The organism is Gordonibacter sp. An230, assembly GCF_002159915.1.
Taxonomy (GTDB): Bacteria; Actinomycetota; Coriobacteriia; order Coriobacteriales; family Eggerthellaceae; genus Rubneribacter.
In genome coordinates, this window is sequence record NZ_NFJP01000013.1 from 23,222 (window position 1) to 39,849 (window position 16,628).

Below are 16,628 nucleotides of genomic sequence, written 5' to 3' on the forward strand. Positions count from 1 at the left end.
GAAGACGGCCCGCGGCGCGCGGGCCGGACGATAGGACGTTTCGACGAAAAGGAGGCTTCACCATGGAAAAGGCAACGCAGCAGGCGCCGCGCGGCGCGAAGCGGCAGATCGAGCAGAAGCGGGGCATCGGGGTGCGCGATTTGGTGACGTGCGCGGTGTTCGCGGTCATCTACTTCGTCATCTTCTTCGCGTGCGGGTGCCTGGGGATGATCCCCATCATGGCGTATTTGTTCCCGTTGCCGCTCGCCCTCGTGTCGGGCATCTCCCAGATGCTGTTCTACACGAAGGTGAGAAGCTTCGGCATGGTCACCATCATGGGCGCGCTCATGGGGCTGCTCACGTTCTTGATGGGCTACGGTCCCATCGGCCTTGGCTTCGGCATCGTGTGCGGGCTGGTCGCCGACCTCATCTTGAAGGCAGGGGGCTATCGCAGCGTCAAGGCGGCCATCGCGTCGCACTGCGTGTTCTCGCTGTGGATCGTGGGCACGCAGCTTCCGATGTGGATCATGACCGAGGCGTACTTCGAGCCGTACCGCGCCTCGCAGGGTGACGCGTACGTCGACGAGATGATCTCGCTCGTGTCGGGCGGCATGCTGGCCGCCGATCTCGCGGGCATCGTCGTATGCGCGCTTGTGGGCGCGTTCATCGGAACGAAGGTGCTGCGCAAGCATTTCGAGCGCGCGGGCATCGCGTGATGGCGGGCGCCTCGTCTGCCGCGCCCGCCGCGGTCGAGCCCGTCGTTCTCGGAGCGCGCGAGGGCTTTTGGCTCGATCCGCGCACGAAGGTGGCCATGCTCGTGTGCGCGAACGTGACGCTTCTGGCCTCGGGATACTCGCCTGTGGGGTTCGCGCTCAAATCCGCGGCGGTGGCCGTGGCGGTCGCGCTGCTCGCCCAGGCGGGGCGCCGCGCGTTCGCCTTCGGGTTCTCCGCGGCGTTTTTGGCGTCGCTTGTCTTGGAGCTGCTCAACGAAGGGGTCTTGCTGGAGGCCCTCGGCGCGACGAGCCCGCTCGCGGTGCTTCTGCGCCTCGTGACCGCCATGGTGCTGTCGTTTCTTCCCGGCACCGTGTTCGCGTACTACCTGTTCGCCACCACCACGGTGAGCGAGTTCGTGGCGGCGTTCGAGCGGCTGCGCCTGCCGCAGAAGGTGATCATCCCCTTCGCGGTGGTGTTCAGGTTCTTCCCGACGGTGCTGGAGGAGTACCGCTCCATCCGCGACGCCATGCACCTGCGCGGCGTGGGATGGAGGTGCGGGCCTGTCGCGATGATCGAGTACCGGCTCGTGCCGCTCATCGTGAGCCTCGTGAAGATCGGCGACGAGCTGTCGGCGGCCAGCGTCGCGCGCGGCCTTGGCGGCGAGGCGCGGCGAACGAGCCGCTGCCAGGTGGGCTTCGGGGCGGCGGACATCGCGCTTGCGGCGCTCATGCTAGCGCTCGCGGCGTTCACCATGACGAAGGGGGTTCTGGGATGGTAGGGAAGGACGGCTGCGCGCCGGACGCGCGCGGCGGGGCGCCTGATGCGGGGCCGGAGGGCGCGCTTGCGGCGTCGGCGGCGTCGCGGGGCGCGGCAGCCGTGCGGAGGGCCGGCGGCGGTTCCCCGGACGCGCGCGGCGGGGCACCCGTGAGCGTGCGGCACGTGTCGTTTCGGCACAAGGGCGCGCCGGAGGGCTCGTATGCGCTCGACGACGTGTGCTTGGACGTGCCCGCAGGGCAGGTGGTGGTTCTGTGCGGGCGGTCGGGCTGCGGCAAGACCACGCTCACGCGCCTCGTGAACGGCCTCGTCCCCCAGTTCTTCGAGGGCGATCTGTGGGGGGAGGTGCGCGTGGGGCCCACCGACGGCGCGGGCGCACGCGCATCGGGCGGTCGCGCGGCGGCGGGCGCACGTGCGGCGGGCGACGGCGCGGCGGCGGGCGACGGCGCGGCGTGGGCGGCGCTCGATCCGAGCGAGGAGCCCATCGCGCGCACGGCGGCGCTCGTGGGCAGCGTGTTCCAGAACCCGCGCAGTCAGTTCTTCAACGTGGACAGCACGAGCGAGCTGGCGTTTTGCTGCGAGAACATGGGCTGGGACGCGGAGCGCATCGACGCGGCCGTGCTGGATGCGGTCGAGCGCTTCGGGCTTCGCGGGCTGCTCGACCGCAACCTGTTCAAGCTCTCCGGCGGCGAGAGGCAGAAGATCGCGTGCGCGAGCGTGTCGGCCCACGGCCCGCGCGTGCTCGTGCTGGACGAGCCGGCCTCCAACCTGGATGTGCGCTCGATCCGCATGCTCGCGGACGTCATCGCGCGGTGGAAGGCCGAGGGGCGCACCGTCGTCGTGGCCGAACATCGGCTGGGCTACCTCATGGACGTGGCCGACAGGTTCGTGCTTTTGGAGGAGGGGCGCGTCGCGTGGGAGAAGAGCGCCGCGCAGCTGAGCGCGCTTTCGGACGATCAGCTGCATGCGGCGGGCTTGCGCTCGGTGCGCCCCGTGAGCTTCGCCGCCGCGTCGGCGGCCGCGTTTGCGCCACCTCGGCCCCCTGCGCCCGCGCGCCCGCGCGCCCGCTCCCCGCGTCCGCGCATGGCCGTTCGGGAGGGCGCGGTCTTCCGACGGGTGCGGCGGGGGAGGGCGAAGACGCGCCGAAGGCGGGCGCGGCGAAAGGGGATGCGACGGCGGGCCTCGAGGTGCGCTCGCTGCGCTTCGCTTACGGGCGGAGCGGGAAGGCGGCCGTCGACGTGGAGGGGCTTTCGTTTCCCCGCGGAGCGGTCGTGGGCGTGCTCGGCGACAACGGCGCGGGCAAGTCGACGTTCGCGCGCTGCGTGTGCGGGTTGGAGCGCGGATGCGAGGGGGAGGTGGCCGTGGGCGGGCGCCTCTGCTCGAACGCGCGGCGCCGGCGGCTCTGCTACCTGGTCATGCAGGATGTGAACCACCAGCTGTTCACCGAGAGCGTGCGCGAGGAGGTGGCGCTGTCCCTGCGCAACCGCCCCCGCGATCCGCTGCGCGGAGAGGCCGCCGCGCCCGTCGTCGACGCCATCCTCGAAGGCCTCGACCTCGAGAGTCTGGCCGAGCGGCATCCCATGGCGCTTTCGGGCGGCCAGAAGCAGCGCGTGGCCATCGCGAGCGCGGTGGCCGGCGAGCGCGCGGTGTGCGTGTTCGACGAGCCGACGAGCGGTCTGGACTGGGCGCACATGCTGGACACCGCCCGAAACCTGCGCGACCTGTCGGCGCGCGGCGTGACGAGCTTGGTGATCACGCACGATCCGGAGCTCGTGGCCCAATGCTGCGACCATGCGCTGCTCATGGAGCAGGGGCGCGCGGCCTGGTGGGGCCGCCTCGACGATCCGCAGACGGCGCGGCGCGTCGAAGGGTTTTTCGGGTGAGCGGCGCGCGATGCGCGCAGACGCGAAGGAGGCGAGGGCGCATGGCCGTCCGGGAATCGGGCGAAGACTATCTGAAGGCCATCCTTGCGATCGGTCGCGAGCGCGGGTTCGTGCGCGCGGTTGATGTTGCCGGGCGATTGGGCGTGTCGAAGCCGAGTGTGTCGAAGGCCCTGGTCGGCCTTGCCCGCGAGGGCTGCGTCGAAGTGGTGGCGCACGAGGTGCGCCTGACCGAGCGGGGCCGCGCCATGGCCGAGCGCATGCGCGAGCGCCATGAGTTCTTCCGGGCGCTTCTTGTCGGCTGCGGCGTGAATGCGATGGTCGCCGACGAGGAGGCGTGCCGATTGGAGCACTGCCTTTCCGACGAGTCGTTTCGACGGCTCGCGCGGGCGGTCGTGCAAGCCGGTCCGTCGCCGGACGCAGCCGCTGCGGCTCGCACGGCCGAGGCTTTGTGCGAGCCGGGCGGGGTGCCGGGCGGGCAGGGCGCGCGGCCTTAAGCGGTTCGCGGTTGCGGCTCCTGCGTCGGCTCGGTGGCGGGGGAGGCCAAAGGGTCGTCCACCCTTCGGCTCGGCATGGGCGTGCCTTTGCGCTTCCAGCGCAAAAGGAGCGCGGAGTTCGAGATGACGAGGACCGATCCGGCGTTGTGGACGAGCGCGCCCGCCACCGGGTCGAGGATGCCGGCCATGGCGAGCGCGATGGCGGCGAAGTTGAGCGCCATCGAGAACGTCATGTTCAGCTTGATGGTGGTCATCATGCGCTGCGAGACGGCGATCAGGTGGGGCAGCGCGGCGATGTCGTCGCGCACGAGCGCGATGTCGGCGGCGTCGACGGCGATGTCGCTGCCCGCGCCGCCCATGGCGATGCCGACCGTCGCGCGTTTGAGGGCGGGCGCGTCGTTGATGCCGTCGCCCACCATGCACACCGGCGTTCCGCCGTCTTCTAAGCGTTCGATGGCGCGCAGCTTGTCTTCGGGCAGGCAGCCGGCCTCCACGTCCGAGATGCCCGCCTCCTCGGCGATGCGCCGTGCGGCTTGGGGACGGTCGCCGGTGAGCAGCACCGGCTCGACGCCGAGCGCGCGGACGGCGCGCACCGTCTCGCCTGCCGACGGGCGTATGGTGTCGGCGAGCGCCACCAGCCCCGCCGCGCGGCCGTCCACCGCCACGTGCACCACCGTGCGCCCTTCTTCGAGGTGCTCGGCGGCGGCGCTCTCCAAATGGAGCGCTCCGGCCACGCCGTGCTCGAGCATCATGTCGAGGTTGCCCGCCAGCACGCGCCGCCCCGCCACCGTCGCCGCCACTCCGCGGCCGGGGATCATCGCGAAATCGTCGGATCGGGGAAGGGCGCGCGCGGCGCCGTCGGCGGGGGAGGTGCGGGCGCCGGGCGCGACGGCGTCCACGGCGTCCGCAGGGCCTTTCGCGCGTCCCGCCTCGGCTTTGCGCGCGCTCTTCCATCCGCGCACGATGGCCTTGCCCAGCGGGTGCTCGCTCATGCTCTCCGCAGCCGCCGCATAGTCGAGCAGCGCCGCCTCGTCCAAGGGGGCCGCCGCTTCGTCGTGCGCGCCGCAGCAGCCTTCGTGGCGCCCGTGTCCCGACGCGCACGGCACGACGGCCACCACCTCGGGGCGGCCGTGGGTGAGCGTGCCCGTCTTGTCGAATGCCGCCTTGCGCGCCTTCGCGAGGCGTTCGAGCGCGTCCCCCTCGCGCACGAGCGCGCCGAACCTCGTCACGTTGCCGATGGCCGCCATGATGGCCGTGGGCGTGGCCAGCACGAGCGCGCACGGGCAGAACACCACGAGGATGGTGACCGCGCGGATGGCCTCGCCGGTGACGAGCCACGTGCCCGCCGCGGCCGCCAGCGCGATCACCACGATCCGCGTGGCCCAGCGGTCGGCGAGGCGCACGATCTTCGCCTTGCCAGCGTCGGCCGATCTCACGAGCTCGATCATGCGGGCGAGCGAGCTGTCCTCTCCCACGCGCTCGGAGCGCATGTCGAACGCCCCGAAGCGGTTCACCGTGCCGCTTCTCACCTCGTCGCCCACCGTCTTGTCCACGGGAAGCGGCTCGCCGGTCATCGCCGACTCGTCGATGGAGGTGGATCCGCTGACGACGGTGCCGTCCACGGCGATCGTCTCCCCGGGCAGCACGCGCACCACGTCGCCCGCCCGCACGTCTTCGGCGGCGACGACCTTTTCGGTCCCGTCCGGCCGCACGATTCGCGCCGTGCGGGGGGAGAGGCGCACGAGCCGCTCGATGCCTGCGCGCGCCTTCGCCACCGTCAACTCTTCCAGAAGCGCGCCCAGCTGCATGATGAGCGCCACCTCGCCGGCGGCGAAGTCCTCGCCGATGGCCACGGACGCGACGAGCGCGAGCGACACGAGCACGTCGGCCTTGATGTCGAACTCCGTGACGAGGCCGATGACGGCGCCCAAGACGATGGGCGCTCCGCACAGCACGATGGCGATCCACGCCGGGTCGAAGGGCAGCGCGTCGGGCGCGAAGAGGCTGAGGGCCAGCGCTGCGGCCGAGATCGCCAAAAACGCGACGTCCCTCCTCGTGCCCCCGATCTCCAGCAGATCCTCCAGCTTTCCCATCGCGCGGATGCGCAATGGCTCCGAGGGCTTGGCCGCCTCTCCGGTTATGCCGGCCGTGTTCGCTGCGGGTGCTTCCGGCCCACGTGCGCCGCCCGTGCTCGGAGCCGCCCCTTCTTCCGCTTTCGTCCGCGCCGACGCGTCGTTGTCCTCCATGGTTCCTCCGCTCACTGCATTATACCTATACCCCTATGGGTATAATAGCGCAAAGGGGGGAAGTTTTCCAGGGCTTATTCCGCGGGGTGGTTTTGCAAAGCCCGCGTACGACGATGCCGCTGCGGGCGTAGAGGTCGCGGGCTGTAAAGCGGGCGGCGGCGCGGCCTAGCTCATGTTCGAGAAGCGCTCGACCGCCTTCGTGAAGCTCTCGATGGTCTTGTCGGCGTCGCCGTGCTCGATGCCGTCGCGCACGCAGTGCTTGATATGGCCTTCCAGCACCACCTGCCCGCACCGGTGCAACGCCGATTTCGCGGCGTTGATCTGGGCGAGCACATCCTCGCAGGGCACGTCCTCGTCCACCATGCGGTCGATGGCCTGCACCTGGCCGACTATTTTCTTGAGCCTGCGATGCAGGTTGTCGGCATCCATGCACTGCCTCATGACGCTCCCTCCGCTCGCGATGCGCACTGTTTCGTTCAAGGCCCCATTCTAGGCGAAAACCGGATCGGGCGCACGGCGGGGCCTTCCAAGGCGGTGGTTTTTGGAGATTGTTCGGAGGTGGCGCATATATGATAGAGCACGTATAACATTTATGGTAAAGTTTGTAAAGGATAACAATTGGTGCGAGGCGAGAACGCAGATAGGAGCGAATCTCATGTCGATGATCAACAAGGAGATCGAGGACTTCTCCGTCCAGGCATTCCACAACGACGAGTTCAAGACGGTGACGAAAGACGACGTGCTGGGCCATTGGAGCGTGTTCTTCTTCTACCCGGCGGACTTCACGTTCGTGTGCCCGACCGAGCTTGAGGACCTTGGCGCCCTCTACGGGAAGTTCCAGGAAGCGGGATGCGAGATCTACTCCGTGTCCTGCGACACGCACTTCGTTCACAAGGCATGGCACGACGCCTCTGAGAACATCAAGCAGCTGCCGTATCCGATGCTCGCCGACCCCACGCACAAGTTGGCCGACATCTTCGACGTCTACATCGAGGAGGACGGCGTGGCCGAGCGCGGCAGCTTCATCGTGAATCCCGAGGGCAAGATCGTGTGCTACGAGGTGAACGCCGGCAACATCGGACGCAACGCTACCGAGCTTCTGCGTCGCGTGCAGGCCAGCCAGTTCGTGGCCGAGCACGGCGACTCCGTGTGCCCCGCTCGCTGGGTGCCGGGCGCCGACGTGCTGCATCCGGGCATCGATTTGGTGGGCAAGCTGTAAGGGCGGCGTCGCCCTCCGATGTGCAGCGCCCGGCCCCGTTTGGGGTCGGGCGCTTTTTTGCGCATGCGGACAAATGTTTCACGTGAAACATTTCGGCCGGGGAAGGGCGCGCTGGGGTTCTGTGCGGCGGCAGGGGCGGCAGACCTTCTTGCGGCGACGGGGTTTCTGCGGCGGCAGCAGGGTTTCTCGCAGCGGCGGGGCAGGGCTTCCGAGGCGTCGCCGGGGCCTTGTGCGGCGGGCTGCCCGACCATTCCGATGCCGGTTTGGCAGCGAGAGCGCCGTGAAGCGGCACGGATCGCGTCTTGCGCATGGGTTTGCGGGCCCTGATCGCATCGCGGTTTTTCGCGAACTGGGCTTTTGCCGTTCGCGTTTCGGCGCGAAGCCGTTTTTCAGGGAGAAACCTATGCACAAGACGCGATTTCTGCCGGTTTCGGCGATTGTTCGTGTCGCCCCTCCGCTGCGCCGCTCGACGTGCGTCGCCCGCCGGTTGAATGTCAGTGCAAGCGCAAGCTGCGCCGCCCTCCGGGCATGCGCGTTGAGCGGCGCAGCGGGGTTTTCGGGAGTTCGCCCCGCTTGGGTGCCCGCAGGGGCGCCCGCTGCGCTCCGCGAGCCGGGCGTCCGTCTTGCGGAGCGCGACCGTCTCGCGCGGAGCGTCCGTCATGCGGGGAAGTCGAGCGTCACGACGAGCGTGTCTCCGTCGAGGCGCGCCCGAAGCCCGATGCGCAGGGCGCGCGCCAGCTCGGCCACGATGGCGAGCCCCAGCCCGCTGCCGTCGGCCGACCTCGCGTGGTCGCCCTGGTAGAATCGCTCGAACAGCCGGTCGACGTCGATGGCGTCGGGGTCGGCCACGCGGTTGGAGAACGACACCTCGCGGCCGGTGCGCGCGATGCGCGGCGGGGCGCTGCCGTGGCGCAGCGCGTTCACGGCGAGGTTGCGGAAGATGCGCTTGAGCGCGTCGGCGTTCGAGACGACGGAGAGCGCCTCCTCGTCAAGCTCGATGTCCGGCTCCCATGCGCGCTCTTTGAACTGGGGATACAGCGAGGCGAGCGATTCCGTCAGCACCTCGTCCACCTCCACGGGCTCCCACTCGACGCGATGGTCGGGGTCCTGCGTGCGCGCGTAGTCGTACAGCTGGTCGAGCAGGGCTTCCACGTCGTCGAGGCGGCGGGCCACCACGTCCTGGTAGCGCGCCCGCTCGCGCTCGTCCTTTTCGTCGGCCAGAAGCTGGACGTAGCCCTGCGCGCCGGCGAGCGGCGTGCGGATGTCGTGGGAGAGGCAGGTGAGCCCGCGGCGCAGGGCGCGCTTGCTCTCCTCGGCGGCGATCCGCTCGCCTTGGTGCCGGTCGATGAGGCGGTTCACGGCCTGTCCCAGCAGCACGAACCCCCGCGTGCGCATTCCGACGGTGACGCGCGCGTTGCTGTCCGGGTCGCGTTCGGCGAGGAACCGGGCGATGGAGCGCAGCTCGCGTTCCGAGCGCGCAAGCTGCACCGCCAGCGCGATCGCGACGAGCGCGAGGGTGCCCACGAGGAGGCAGACCGCGGAGCCCATGGTTACACGTCCCGCTTCTGCAGCGCGACGGCGCCCAGTCCGATGCCGATCACGATGAACGCCGCCGTCACGAGCGCGATGTGCAGCGGATCGAGCGTCCCTGCCGCGTCCAGGCCCAGCGCAAGCGAGGCCGTGCACGAGTAGGGCGTGTAGTCGGCGATATGCGGCGCGCTCGGGAACAGCGCGAGGGCGCTCTTCAGCATGGCCGTCACCACGCCCGAGGCCAGCACGACGCCGATGACGATGCTCGCGGCCATCTTGCGCGTGGCCCAGGCTCCCAGCGCCGTGAGCATTCCGAACGCCGCGACCGAAAGCGCGACGAGCGCGGCCCACAGCGCCAGGTCGGCCGGCGGGGTGGGGGCGAGCTCGAGCCCCGCGACGGCCGCTATGGCCAGCGTCGCGCCGATGCTCACGGCGGTGAACGCGACGGCGAGCACGGCGATCTCCACGCTGCGCGCGGCGAGGAGCGCAAGGCGGTTCGGCTGGGCGCTCAGCACGTTCTTGGCGAAGCCGCCTTCGAACTCGGCCGTCAGGAAGATGGCGACGAAGATCGCGAACAGGCACGCAAGGGCGCCGCCGCTCAAAAGGGAGCTTCCGACAAGGGATTCTGCCGACAGGTTCTGCACAAGCGATCCTAGCGCCGCACCGGCCTCGGCGGTGCTCTTCGCATCCGAGAAGCCGACGTGTAGGCCCTCCGCAGCCTCGAGGCTTTCCGTAAAGGTGGGGCTTGAAACGTACGCCACCGTGCCCGTGCTGATGGCCGCCAATGCCACGATGATGGCCAAAAAGACCCACAGCGCCTTGCTGTGAACGAGGCGGTACAGATCCATCCGCATAATATTAACCACGATGCTCAGCTCCCATCATCTCCACGAAGAACTCCTCCAGATCGCGCTTGTGCGCGTACAGGCCGCTCACCGCGATCCCCTGCTCGGCAAGGGCCGCACCCACCGCCGCCGCGTCCGCGCCGCCGAACGCGCGCAGCGAGGCATCGGGCATGGCCTGGAAGCGCAGAGCGGGGAAACGCTCCTGCAGAACCGCGAGCGCGCGTTTCGGGTTCGCAGTTTCCACCTGCAGAAAGTCGCTGCATTCCCGTTCGACGTCGGCGGCGGTCAACTCGCGCACCATGCGTCCCTCGCGGATGACGCCGTAGCGCGTGGCCATCCTCCCCAGTTGCTCGAGCGCATGCGAGCTCACCACGACGGTGACGCCGCGCTGCTCGTTCAGCTGCATGATGAGGCGTCGCACCTCTTGGACTCCTTCGGGATCCAAGCCGTTGAGCGGCTCGTCGAGCAGAAGCAGGTCGGGATCGCCCAAAAGCGCGAGCGCAAGCCCCAGGCGCTGCTTCATGCCTAGGGAGAACCGCTTGGCCTTCATGCGGCCCACCTGCCCGAGGCCGACGAACTCGAGCAGCTCGCGGGACTTCCCCTTCGGGTCGACCAGCCCGAGCGCGAGGGCCTTCATCATGAGGTTGTCGTAGGCGCTCATCGAGCCGTACAGCCCCGGATGCTCGATGAGCACGCCGATGCGGCGCGCCGTCCCCGCCTCCTTGGGCGAGGCTCCGAACACGCGCACCTCGCCGCCGGTCGGCTCCGCCAGACCCGCGAGCATCCTCATCACCGTTGTCTTGCCCGCGCCGTTGCGGCCGACGAATCCGTAGATGTCGCCTTTTCCGACGCGCATGCCGAAGCGGTCGACGGCCGTCTTGCCGCCGAAGCGCTTCGTCAGATCGCAGGTTCGCACTGCATCCATGCGCAACTCCTTTCCTCATCGCTTCGTTTGCGCCTGTCTGCCACGATACGGAAAAGGTGTTGAGCGCATGGCCTTGAAATGGTTAAGAAAGGGTAAAGAAACGCGCGGGCATGCGGTCGCCTTCGCGCGGACGGGGCCGCGCGGCGCGGAAGAGAAACGGCGATGGAGGGCGCTTCGGGGGCGTGGCGCGCGCGAGGGGCGCGCGTGCGGACGGCCCTGCGATGCGCGAGGGCGGCTGCGCGCGCAGCCGTGTGACGCGCGGAAGGGGAGGGGTCTGCGGCTGCGCGGGGTGGAAGGGGCGCAAGGGGAGCGGGAGTACGTGCTGGCGGGCATGGGGGCCGGCGGGCGCGGCGGGCTGCGGCCGCGCGGCTCTCGCAGAGCGCCGCAGCTGCGCGGCCGCGTACGTCTAGCCGCCTTCGCGCCGCCGCGCCCGCATGCCCGCCGCGCGTCAGTCCGCGAGCTTGAACCCGATGCCCCATACCGTCTCGATGTAGCCGTCGGTGCCGGATGCCTTCAGCTTGCCGCGGATGTTGCTCACGTGCACGTTCACCGCCTTGTCCTCGACGAAGCACTCCTCCCGCCAGGCGGCCTCGAACAGCTCGCGCTTCGTGAACACCTTTTTCGGGCGGCGCACAAGCGCCTCCACGATGCCGTATTCGAGGCGCGTGAGGCGCACCGGCTGGCCCGCGGCCGTAAGCGTGCGGGCCTCGGGGTCGAGCGTCCAGTCCTTGTAGCGCAGCGCGTCCGGGCCGCGGCCCGCTGAGCGGGCCGCATGGCGCAGCTGCACGGCGATGCGCGCGTGCAGCTCGTCGAGGTCGAAGGGCTTGGACAGGTAGTCGTCGGCCCCCAGTTCGAGCAGCGCCACTTTGTCGGCTGCGTCTGTGCGGGCCGACACCACGATCACGGGCGCGTCGCTTTTCTCGCGGATGGCGCGCACGATGTCCTCGCCGGACGCGCCAGGCAGCATGAGGTCGGTGATGACGAGGTCGTAGGGCGCCTCGTCGCCGGTTTCGGTCGCCCTCAGCAAAAGCCGCGCCTCGCTGCCCGAGTACGCCTGCACGCAGACGTACCCCGCCTTGGAAAGCGAGGTGGCCAGCACGTCGTTGATGTCGGTGTCGTCCTCGATGACGAGTATGCGCGCGGTATCTTGCATGGCGCCTATTGTAGCGGAATCGGCGCGTGCGCGGTACGGGAGCCGGCATGCCGCGGGCCGTGTGGCCGGAGTCGCGGCCGGAGTTGGGTTGCCGTGCCGCGGGAGGGGGTTTCCCGATTGGAAGGGCCCCGATTGGAGGGGGTTCCGGTTGAAGAAGCGCGGCGGCCCGCACCGGCCCCAGCCTGCCGTCGCGGTCCTTCTTGCGAAAAACGCGCGCTTAACGGCGGCTTTTCCGCTTTTCGCCGGAGCTTCGGGCTCGCGGCGCCCCTGAGGCTGCGCCGCTCGGCCTTTCTCTGCGGTTACGCTCCGCAGCGGTGCGTTGACCCGGCCTCCTCCACGGTTGCGCTTGTGGAGACGTGCCGCCGCGGCCCTCTCTCTCCGAATGCGCCCTGCGGGGGTGCGCCGTGCGTTTTGCGCTCGGATGCGCTACCATGATCGCACCGATTGGAAGGCGGGACATGGAACAGAATGCAGCAACGCGCGATGCGCGCGGTGGGCGCGTGCGCGGCGCCGGGGAGGTACGGACGCGCATCATGGCGTGCGCTGTCCGCGAGTTCGCGTCCAAGGGGTTCGCAAAGGCGTCCCTGCGCTCCATCGCGGCCGCCGCGAACGTCACCACCGGTGCGATCTACGGCTATTTCGCCGGCAAGGAGGCGCTGTTCGACGCCATCGTGTCCCCGGCGGGCGAGGAGCTGTACCAACGCTACGTCTCCATGCAGGAGGGGTTCTACCGCCTGCCCCTCGAAGCGCAGACGTTCGACCGCATGGAGGACTACGAGACCGGGATGGTCCATCGCATACTCGATTACGTGTACGACAACCGCGAGGTGTTCGCGCTCATCCTCTTCAGGTCGGCGGGCACTTCGTGGGAGCGCTACCTCGACCGCTTCATCGACCTCGAGGTGGAGAGCACGTTCCGTTACGCTCGCGAGATGCGCGGGCACGGGGTGGCGGTCAACGACCTCGATCCCGCCATGGCGCGCGCTTTGGCCGGGATGTTCTATCGCGGCTACTTCGAGCCGCTCGCACTGGGCATGGATCGCGACGAGGCCCATGCGTTCGTCTCCGACCTGGAGCGGTTCTTCCGCACGGGCTACATCGAGCTTATGAAAGGCGGGGAGGGCGCGACCCCCGTCGAGTGAGGGCGGGGCAGCGCGGTCGGAGCAGCGCGGCCGGATCGGTGCGGCCGGAGCAGCGATGCGGGCCGTGCGTTTCCCCACCCGCCCCGACAGGCTTGTCCCTCCGACTCCGGCGTTTTCGAGCGCTCGGTTTCTCCGCGTGTTCCAATCGAATCCGGACCGTTCCGGGCGGCTCGGAAAGGAGCATCCGCTTCGCACGAGGCACCCGGCTGACCAGCGGTAATGCTACGATCTTCAACTTCCGGCAAAGGGGCACCCGCTTCGAGCGAGGCGCGTGCTCCTTTGCCGCCAGGGGCGCGATCCCCATCCGGCCGCGCCGCACCCTTGCGAGGCTTTGGGTGGTCTGTGCGAAGCGTCGCTTCCTTCGCCGCGCGACATCGGAGCGAATGCGCCGGATTTCCCTTTGGCATGCGCGTCCGGGAGGGACCCGTCTCAGGGCCTGCGGGGCGGGGTCGAACCTTCCCGATCCCGCCCCGTCTCCCGGCAGCCCGCCGAACGCCGATGCGCGAACCCGGCCCCGTCCCGCCTCCCGGCTGTCTGCCAGACGTCCCCGGACGGCCCGATCCCGCTTTGCCTCCCGATGGCCTGCCGGATACCGCCGATCCCTCCCGGCAGCTCATCCCCCCCGGCAGTCCGCTGGAAGTTCCTGGGCGAACCCGATCTCGTTTCGCCGGCATCTCCTCTACCCGGCGACTGCGGCCTGATGCTCCCGATCGGGAAGGGCTCGCCGCATGGCGGGCGGACCCGTGCGTCAAGGGGGCGAACGAATGTTTCACGTGAAACAACATCCAGAAGGGCGCAGAGTTGTTCGAAGAGGGTGAACGGGCCGCCTTTGAGGGGCGAGGGGTTCTCCGTTATCGACGACTGTCGCTTTCTGCCTGTCAGCGGCTTCGAGCGCGATCGGCGTTCCGGGCGGGTGCCGCCTTCCGCTCTTTGCCTTCCGTCCCGTCCGATCAGCAAGTTGTCGTGCGCCCTTCGATGTCGCGTCTCGAGCGCGTGCGGGCTTCGAAAGGCATCCTCGAGCGCGCACCTTGCTCTGGGATGCGCCAATTGCGGTAATGGATTTCAAATTATTTCATGATATTTTACCGAATTTGCCCCCTCGGCAAGAATTCAGACGAAAGAAAGGCCAGAATGATAACATATGGCGAAAAATATTTTGATATATTACCGTAATTTTGCAATTCGAGTCGATCAGCAAGCAGAGTCACGCCCGTTCGGTACTATATCAAGAAAAATTCCCGGATTTTTTACCGTTCGCCCGAGATGCCGAGCATGGGCGGCGCTTCGGACGGGCGCTGTCTGCCGAGCGCAAGGCGGCGCTTCGAGTGGGCACCGCCTGCTGAGCGGCGACCGCCTTTCCGCTTTCCGGTCTTCCGTTCCCGCCTATCGCTCCCGCCCTCCCCCCTTGCTCCGTTTCCACCTCCGCTTCCAACTTCGCCTCGCGCAAGCAAGGCCCTCCTCCCTTCTCTCGCCTCCCATCCTCCCATTCTGCCTCTTGTTTCGGGGCGCCCTTCCTCACCCTCTGCCTCCTCATTCTACTTGCTTTTTCTTGGACGGGCAGGGGACGCCCTCCCTCGCCCTCTATTCCCTCCCATTCTGCCTCTAACTTCTCCTCGGACAAGCAAGGGGCGTTCCCTCCCTCCCTCCCTCCCTCCCTCTCGCCCCATCTTTTCGCAAATCGGTTGTAACAACGTTATATAACAGTGTTATACTACCTTGAGTAACCTAAAGGTAACTTGAGGGAAGGACTGCGTATGGATGCGGGCAATGCAACCGTCGCGGACGAGACGGCCGCAAGCGGCGCGGTTGCGGACGAGGCAATCGCGGACGAGACGGCCGCAAGCGGAACGCTAGCGAACGAGGCAACCGCAAGCAACACGGCCGCAAGCGGCGCGGCTGCGAACGGCGCGGCCGCGCGCGGAGCCTCCTCCACCGAGGCCGGTGCCGCTTCGTCGGGACGGGCGGAGGGGCGCAAGGGGCCGAACCCCGTCGCGCGCCTGCTGGAGTGGGCGGGCGGCGCGAACCGGGCGCGTTTCGCGCTGTCGGTGCTTTTAGCCGTCGTGGGCGTGGCGGGCACCGTCGTGCCCTACTACGCCGCCGGCCAGATGGTCGTCGGCGTGCTGGGGAACGTGCGCGACTTCGGATTCTACCTGGGCTGGTGCGCGACGGCCGCCGCAGGCTACGGGGCCTACCTCGTGTTCCACTACTCCTCGACGGCCCTCTCGCACGTCGCGGCGTTCTCGACGATCTCGAGGATCCGCCGGCTCATCGCCGAAAAGCTCACGCGCGTGCCGCTCGGCTACGTGCTGGACACGCCGTCGGGCAAGCTCAAGAACATCATGGTGGAGAAGGTGGACAGCATCGAGACGACGCTCGCGCACCTGCTGCCGGAGATGACGTCGAATTTGCTGGTTCCGCTGGCCGTCGTCGCGTTCATGTTCGCGCTCGATTGGCGCATGGCGCTCGTCGCGCTCGTCACGTTGCCCGTCGGGTTCGCCGCCTACATGGGCATGATGAAGGACTACAACCTCTGGTACGAGAAAACCGTGCGCGCAAGCGAGGACATGAGCTCGACTTCGGTCGAGTACGTCGACGGCATCGAGGTCATCAAGGCGTTCGGCCAGTCGGCCAGCTCGTACGAGAAGTTCTCGAAGACCGTGGACCGCTACGCGCATTCGTTCATCGACTGGATGCACCACGTGCAGGTGTTCCAGGATCTGGGCCTGGCCATCTGGCCGGCCACGCTCGTGACCGTGCTGCCGGTGGGATGCCTGTTCGTTTTGCAGGGCACGCTCGAGCCGGCGACGCTCGTCATGGTGGCCGTCTTGTCGCTGTCCATATTCCCGCCCCTGTACGCGGCCATGAACTTCATCGACACGCTGGCCCAGATCGGCACCGTGGTGGAGCAGATATCGTCGATTCTCGACGAGCCGGAGCAGCGCCGCGCGTCGGATTCGTCGGGCGCCGCGCCCGCTCGTCCGTCCGGCACACGCATCGAGCTTTCCGGCGTGCGGTTCTCCTACGGGCGCGAAGAGGTGATCCACGGCGTCGATTTGACCATCGAGCCGGGCCAGGTGACAGCGCTCGTGGGGCCGTCCGGCTCGGGGAAGTCGACGCTCGCGCGCCTCATCGCCGGGTTCTGGGACGCGAGCGCGGGCGAGGTGCGCATCGGCGGCGTGTCGGTGAACGACCTGACCGCGTCGCAGCTTGCGGCATGCGTCTCGTTCGTCGAGCAGGACAACTACCTGTTCGACGACACGGTGATGAACAACATCCGCATGGGCCGCCCCGGCGCCTCCGACGACGAGGTGGTGGCGTGCGCCGAGGCGAGCGGCTGCCACGGGTTCATCGAGGGCCTCGAGCGGGGGTATATGACCGCGGCGGGCGGCTCGGGCGGGCGCCTCTCGGGCGGGGAGCGCCAGCGCGTCGCCGTCGCCCGCGCCATGCTCAAGGACGCGCCCATCGTCGTGCTCGACGAGGCCACGGCCTACGTCGACCCGGAGAGCGAGGCCGCCATCGAGCGGGCCGTCGGCGCGCTCGTGGCCGGAAAGACCCTCGTCGTCATCGCGCACAGGCTGTCCACCGTGCGCGATGCGGACAAGATCGTGGTCGTGCGCGACGGGCGCATCGAGGCCGAGGGCACGCACGATGCGCTCATGGCCGGCTGCCCGCTGTACGCGAGCATGTACAACGCCCATATGGAATCGAAAGACGCAGCGTAGGA

At 68.6% G+C, this 16,628-nt stretch carries 13 protein-coding genes and 1 pseudogene; 8 read left to right on the top strand and 6 right to left on the bottom strand.

Annotated features, from left to right (window positions below; translation table 11 throughout):
* The first annotated feature begins 62 nt into the window (after positions 1-62).
* From B5F40_RS08325 to B5F40_RS08345, 5 genes and pseudogenes are all read left to right on the top strand, one after another.
* Positions 63-695 (top strand): MptD family putative ECF transporter S component, encoded by a 633-nt coding sequence (locus tag B5F40_RS08325; RefSeq protein ID WP_087193876.1) that lies wholly within the window; start codon positions 63-65, stop codon positions 693-695.
* Positions 695-1,471, top strand: a complete 777-nt coding sequence (locus tag B5F40_RS16655; protein WP_239442974.1) for an energy-coupling factor transporter transmembrane component T — start codon at positions 695-697, stop codon at positions 1,469-1,471. The genes B5F40_RS08325 and B5F40_RS16655 overlap by 1 nt, the downstream gene beginning before the upstream one ends.
* A pseudogene (locus B5F40_RS16660) lies at positions 1,465-2,217 on the top strand (ABC transporter ATP-binding protein); the annotation flags it as partial. The gene B5F40_RS16655 and the pseudogene B5F40_RS16660, both read left to right, overlap by 7 nt.
* A 527-nt stretch (positions 2,218-2,744) precedes the next feature.
* Positions 2,745-3,350, top strand: coding sequence for an ATP-binding cassette domain-containing protein (locus B5F40_RS16240; RefSeq protein WP_239442975.1), 606 nt, complete (start codon positions 2,745-2,747; stop codon positions 3,348-3,350).
* A 41-nt stretch (positions 3,351-3,391) separates the two neighbouring features.
* Entirely contained in the window at positions 3,392-3,844 is a 453-nt protein-coding gene (locus B5F40_RS08345; protein ID WP_087193879.1) for a metal-dependent transcriptional regulator, read from the top strand.
* Here the strand turns inward: B5F40_RS08345 and B5F40_RS08350 are convergent.
* Positions 3,841-6,090 (bottom strand): heavy metal translocating P-type ATPase, encoded by a 2,250-nt coding sequence (locus B5F40_RS08350; RefSeq protein WP_239442966.1) that lies wholly within the window; start codon positions 6,088-6,090, stop codon positions 3,841-3,843. The genes B5F40_RS08345 and B5F40_RS08350 overlap by 4 nt on opposite strands.
* A 165-nt stretch (positions 6,091-6,255) precedes the next feature.
* Positions 6,256-6,531, bottom strand: a complete 276-nt coding sequence (locus B5F40_RS08355; protein WP_087193949.1) for a metal-sensing transcriptional repressor — start codon at positions 6,529-6,531, stop codon at positions 6,256-6,258.
* Between the two features lie 214 nt (positions 6,532-6,745).
* Between B5F40_RS08355 and ahpC the strand changes: the two genes are divergently transcribed.
* Positions 6,746-7,309: an alkyl hydroperoxide reductase subunit C gene (ahpC, locus tag B5F40_RS08360; protein ID WP_087193880.1), complete on the top strand. Its 564-nt coding sequence runs from the start codon at positions 6,746-6,748 to the stop codon at positions 7,307-7,309.
* A gap of 657 nt (positions 7,310-7,966) precedes the next feature.
* On the opposite strand, the gene B5F40_RS08365 is transcribed toward ahpC, so the two are convergent.
* From B5F40_RS08365 to B5F40_RS08385, 4 genes are all read right to left on the bottom strand, one after another.
* Positions 7,967-8,857: a sensor histidine kinase gene (locus tag B5F40_RS08365; RefSeq protein WP_087193881.1), complete on the bottom strand. Its 891-nt coding sequence runs from the start codon at positions 8,855-8,857 to the stop codon at positions 7,967-7,969.
* A gap of 2 nt (positions 8,858-8,859) precedes the next feature.
* Positions 8,860-9,705 (bottom strand): ABC transporter permease subunit, encoded by an 846-nt coding sequence (locus tag B5F40_RS08370; protein ID WP_239442967.1) that lies wholly within the window; start codon positions 9,703-9,705, stop codon positions 8,860-8,862.
* Complete coding sequence (locus B5F40_RS08375) at positions 9,698-10,609, bottom strand: ATP-binding cassette domain-containing protein (protein ID WP_087193883.1); 912 nt, start codon at positions 10,607-10,609, stop codon at positions 9,698-9,700. The genes B5F40_RS08370 and B5F40_RS08375 overlap by 8 nt, the downstream gene beginning before the upstream one ends.
* Positions 10,610-11,057: 448 nt before the next feature.
* A complete protein-coding gene (locus B5F40_RS08385) occupies positions 11,058-11,762 on the bottom strand; it encodes a response regulator transcription factor (protein ID WP_087193885.1) in 705 nt (234 codons plus the stop codon).
* Positions 11,763-12,220: 458 nt separating this feature from the next.
* On the opposite strand from B5F40_RS08385, the gene B5F40_RS08390 reads away from it, so the two are divergent.
* Both B5F40_RS08390 and B5F40_RS08395 read left to right on the top strand, forming a co-directional pair.
* The gene (locus B5F40_RS08390) at positions 12,221-12,904 is read left to right on the top strand and encodes a TetR/AcrR family transcriptional regulator (RefSeq protein ID WP_157941018.1); all 684 of its coding nucleotides are present in this window, start codon (positions 12,221-12,223) and stop codon (positions 12,902-12,904) included.
* A gap of 1,754 nt (positions 12,905-14,658) precedes the next feature.
* Positions 14,659-16,626: an ABC transporter ATP-binding protein gene (locus tag B5F40_RS08395; RefSeq protein WP_239442968.1), complete on the top strand. Its 1,968-nt coding sequence runs from the start codon at positions 14,659-14,661 to the stop codon at positions 16,624-16,626.
* Positions 16,627-16,628 lie beyond the last annotated feature (2 nt).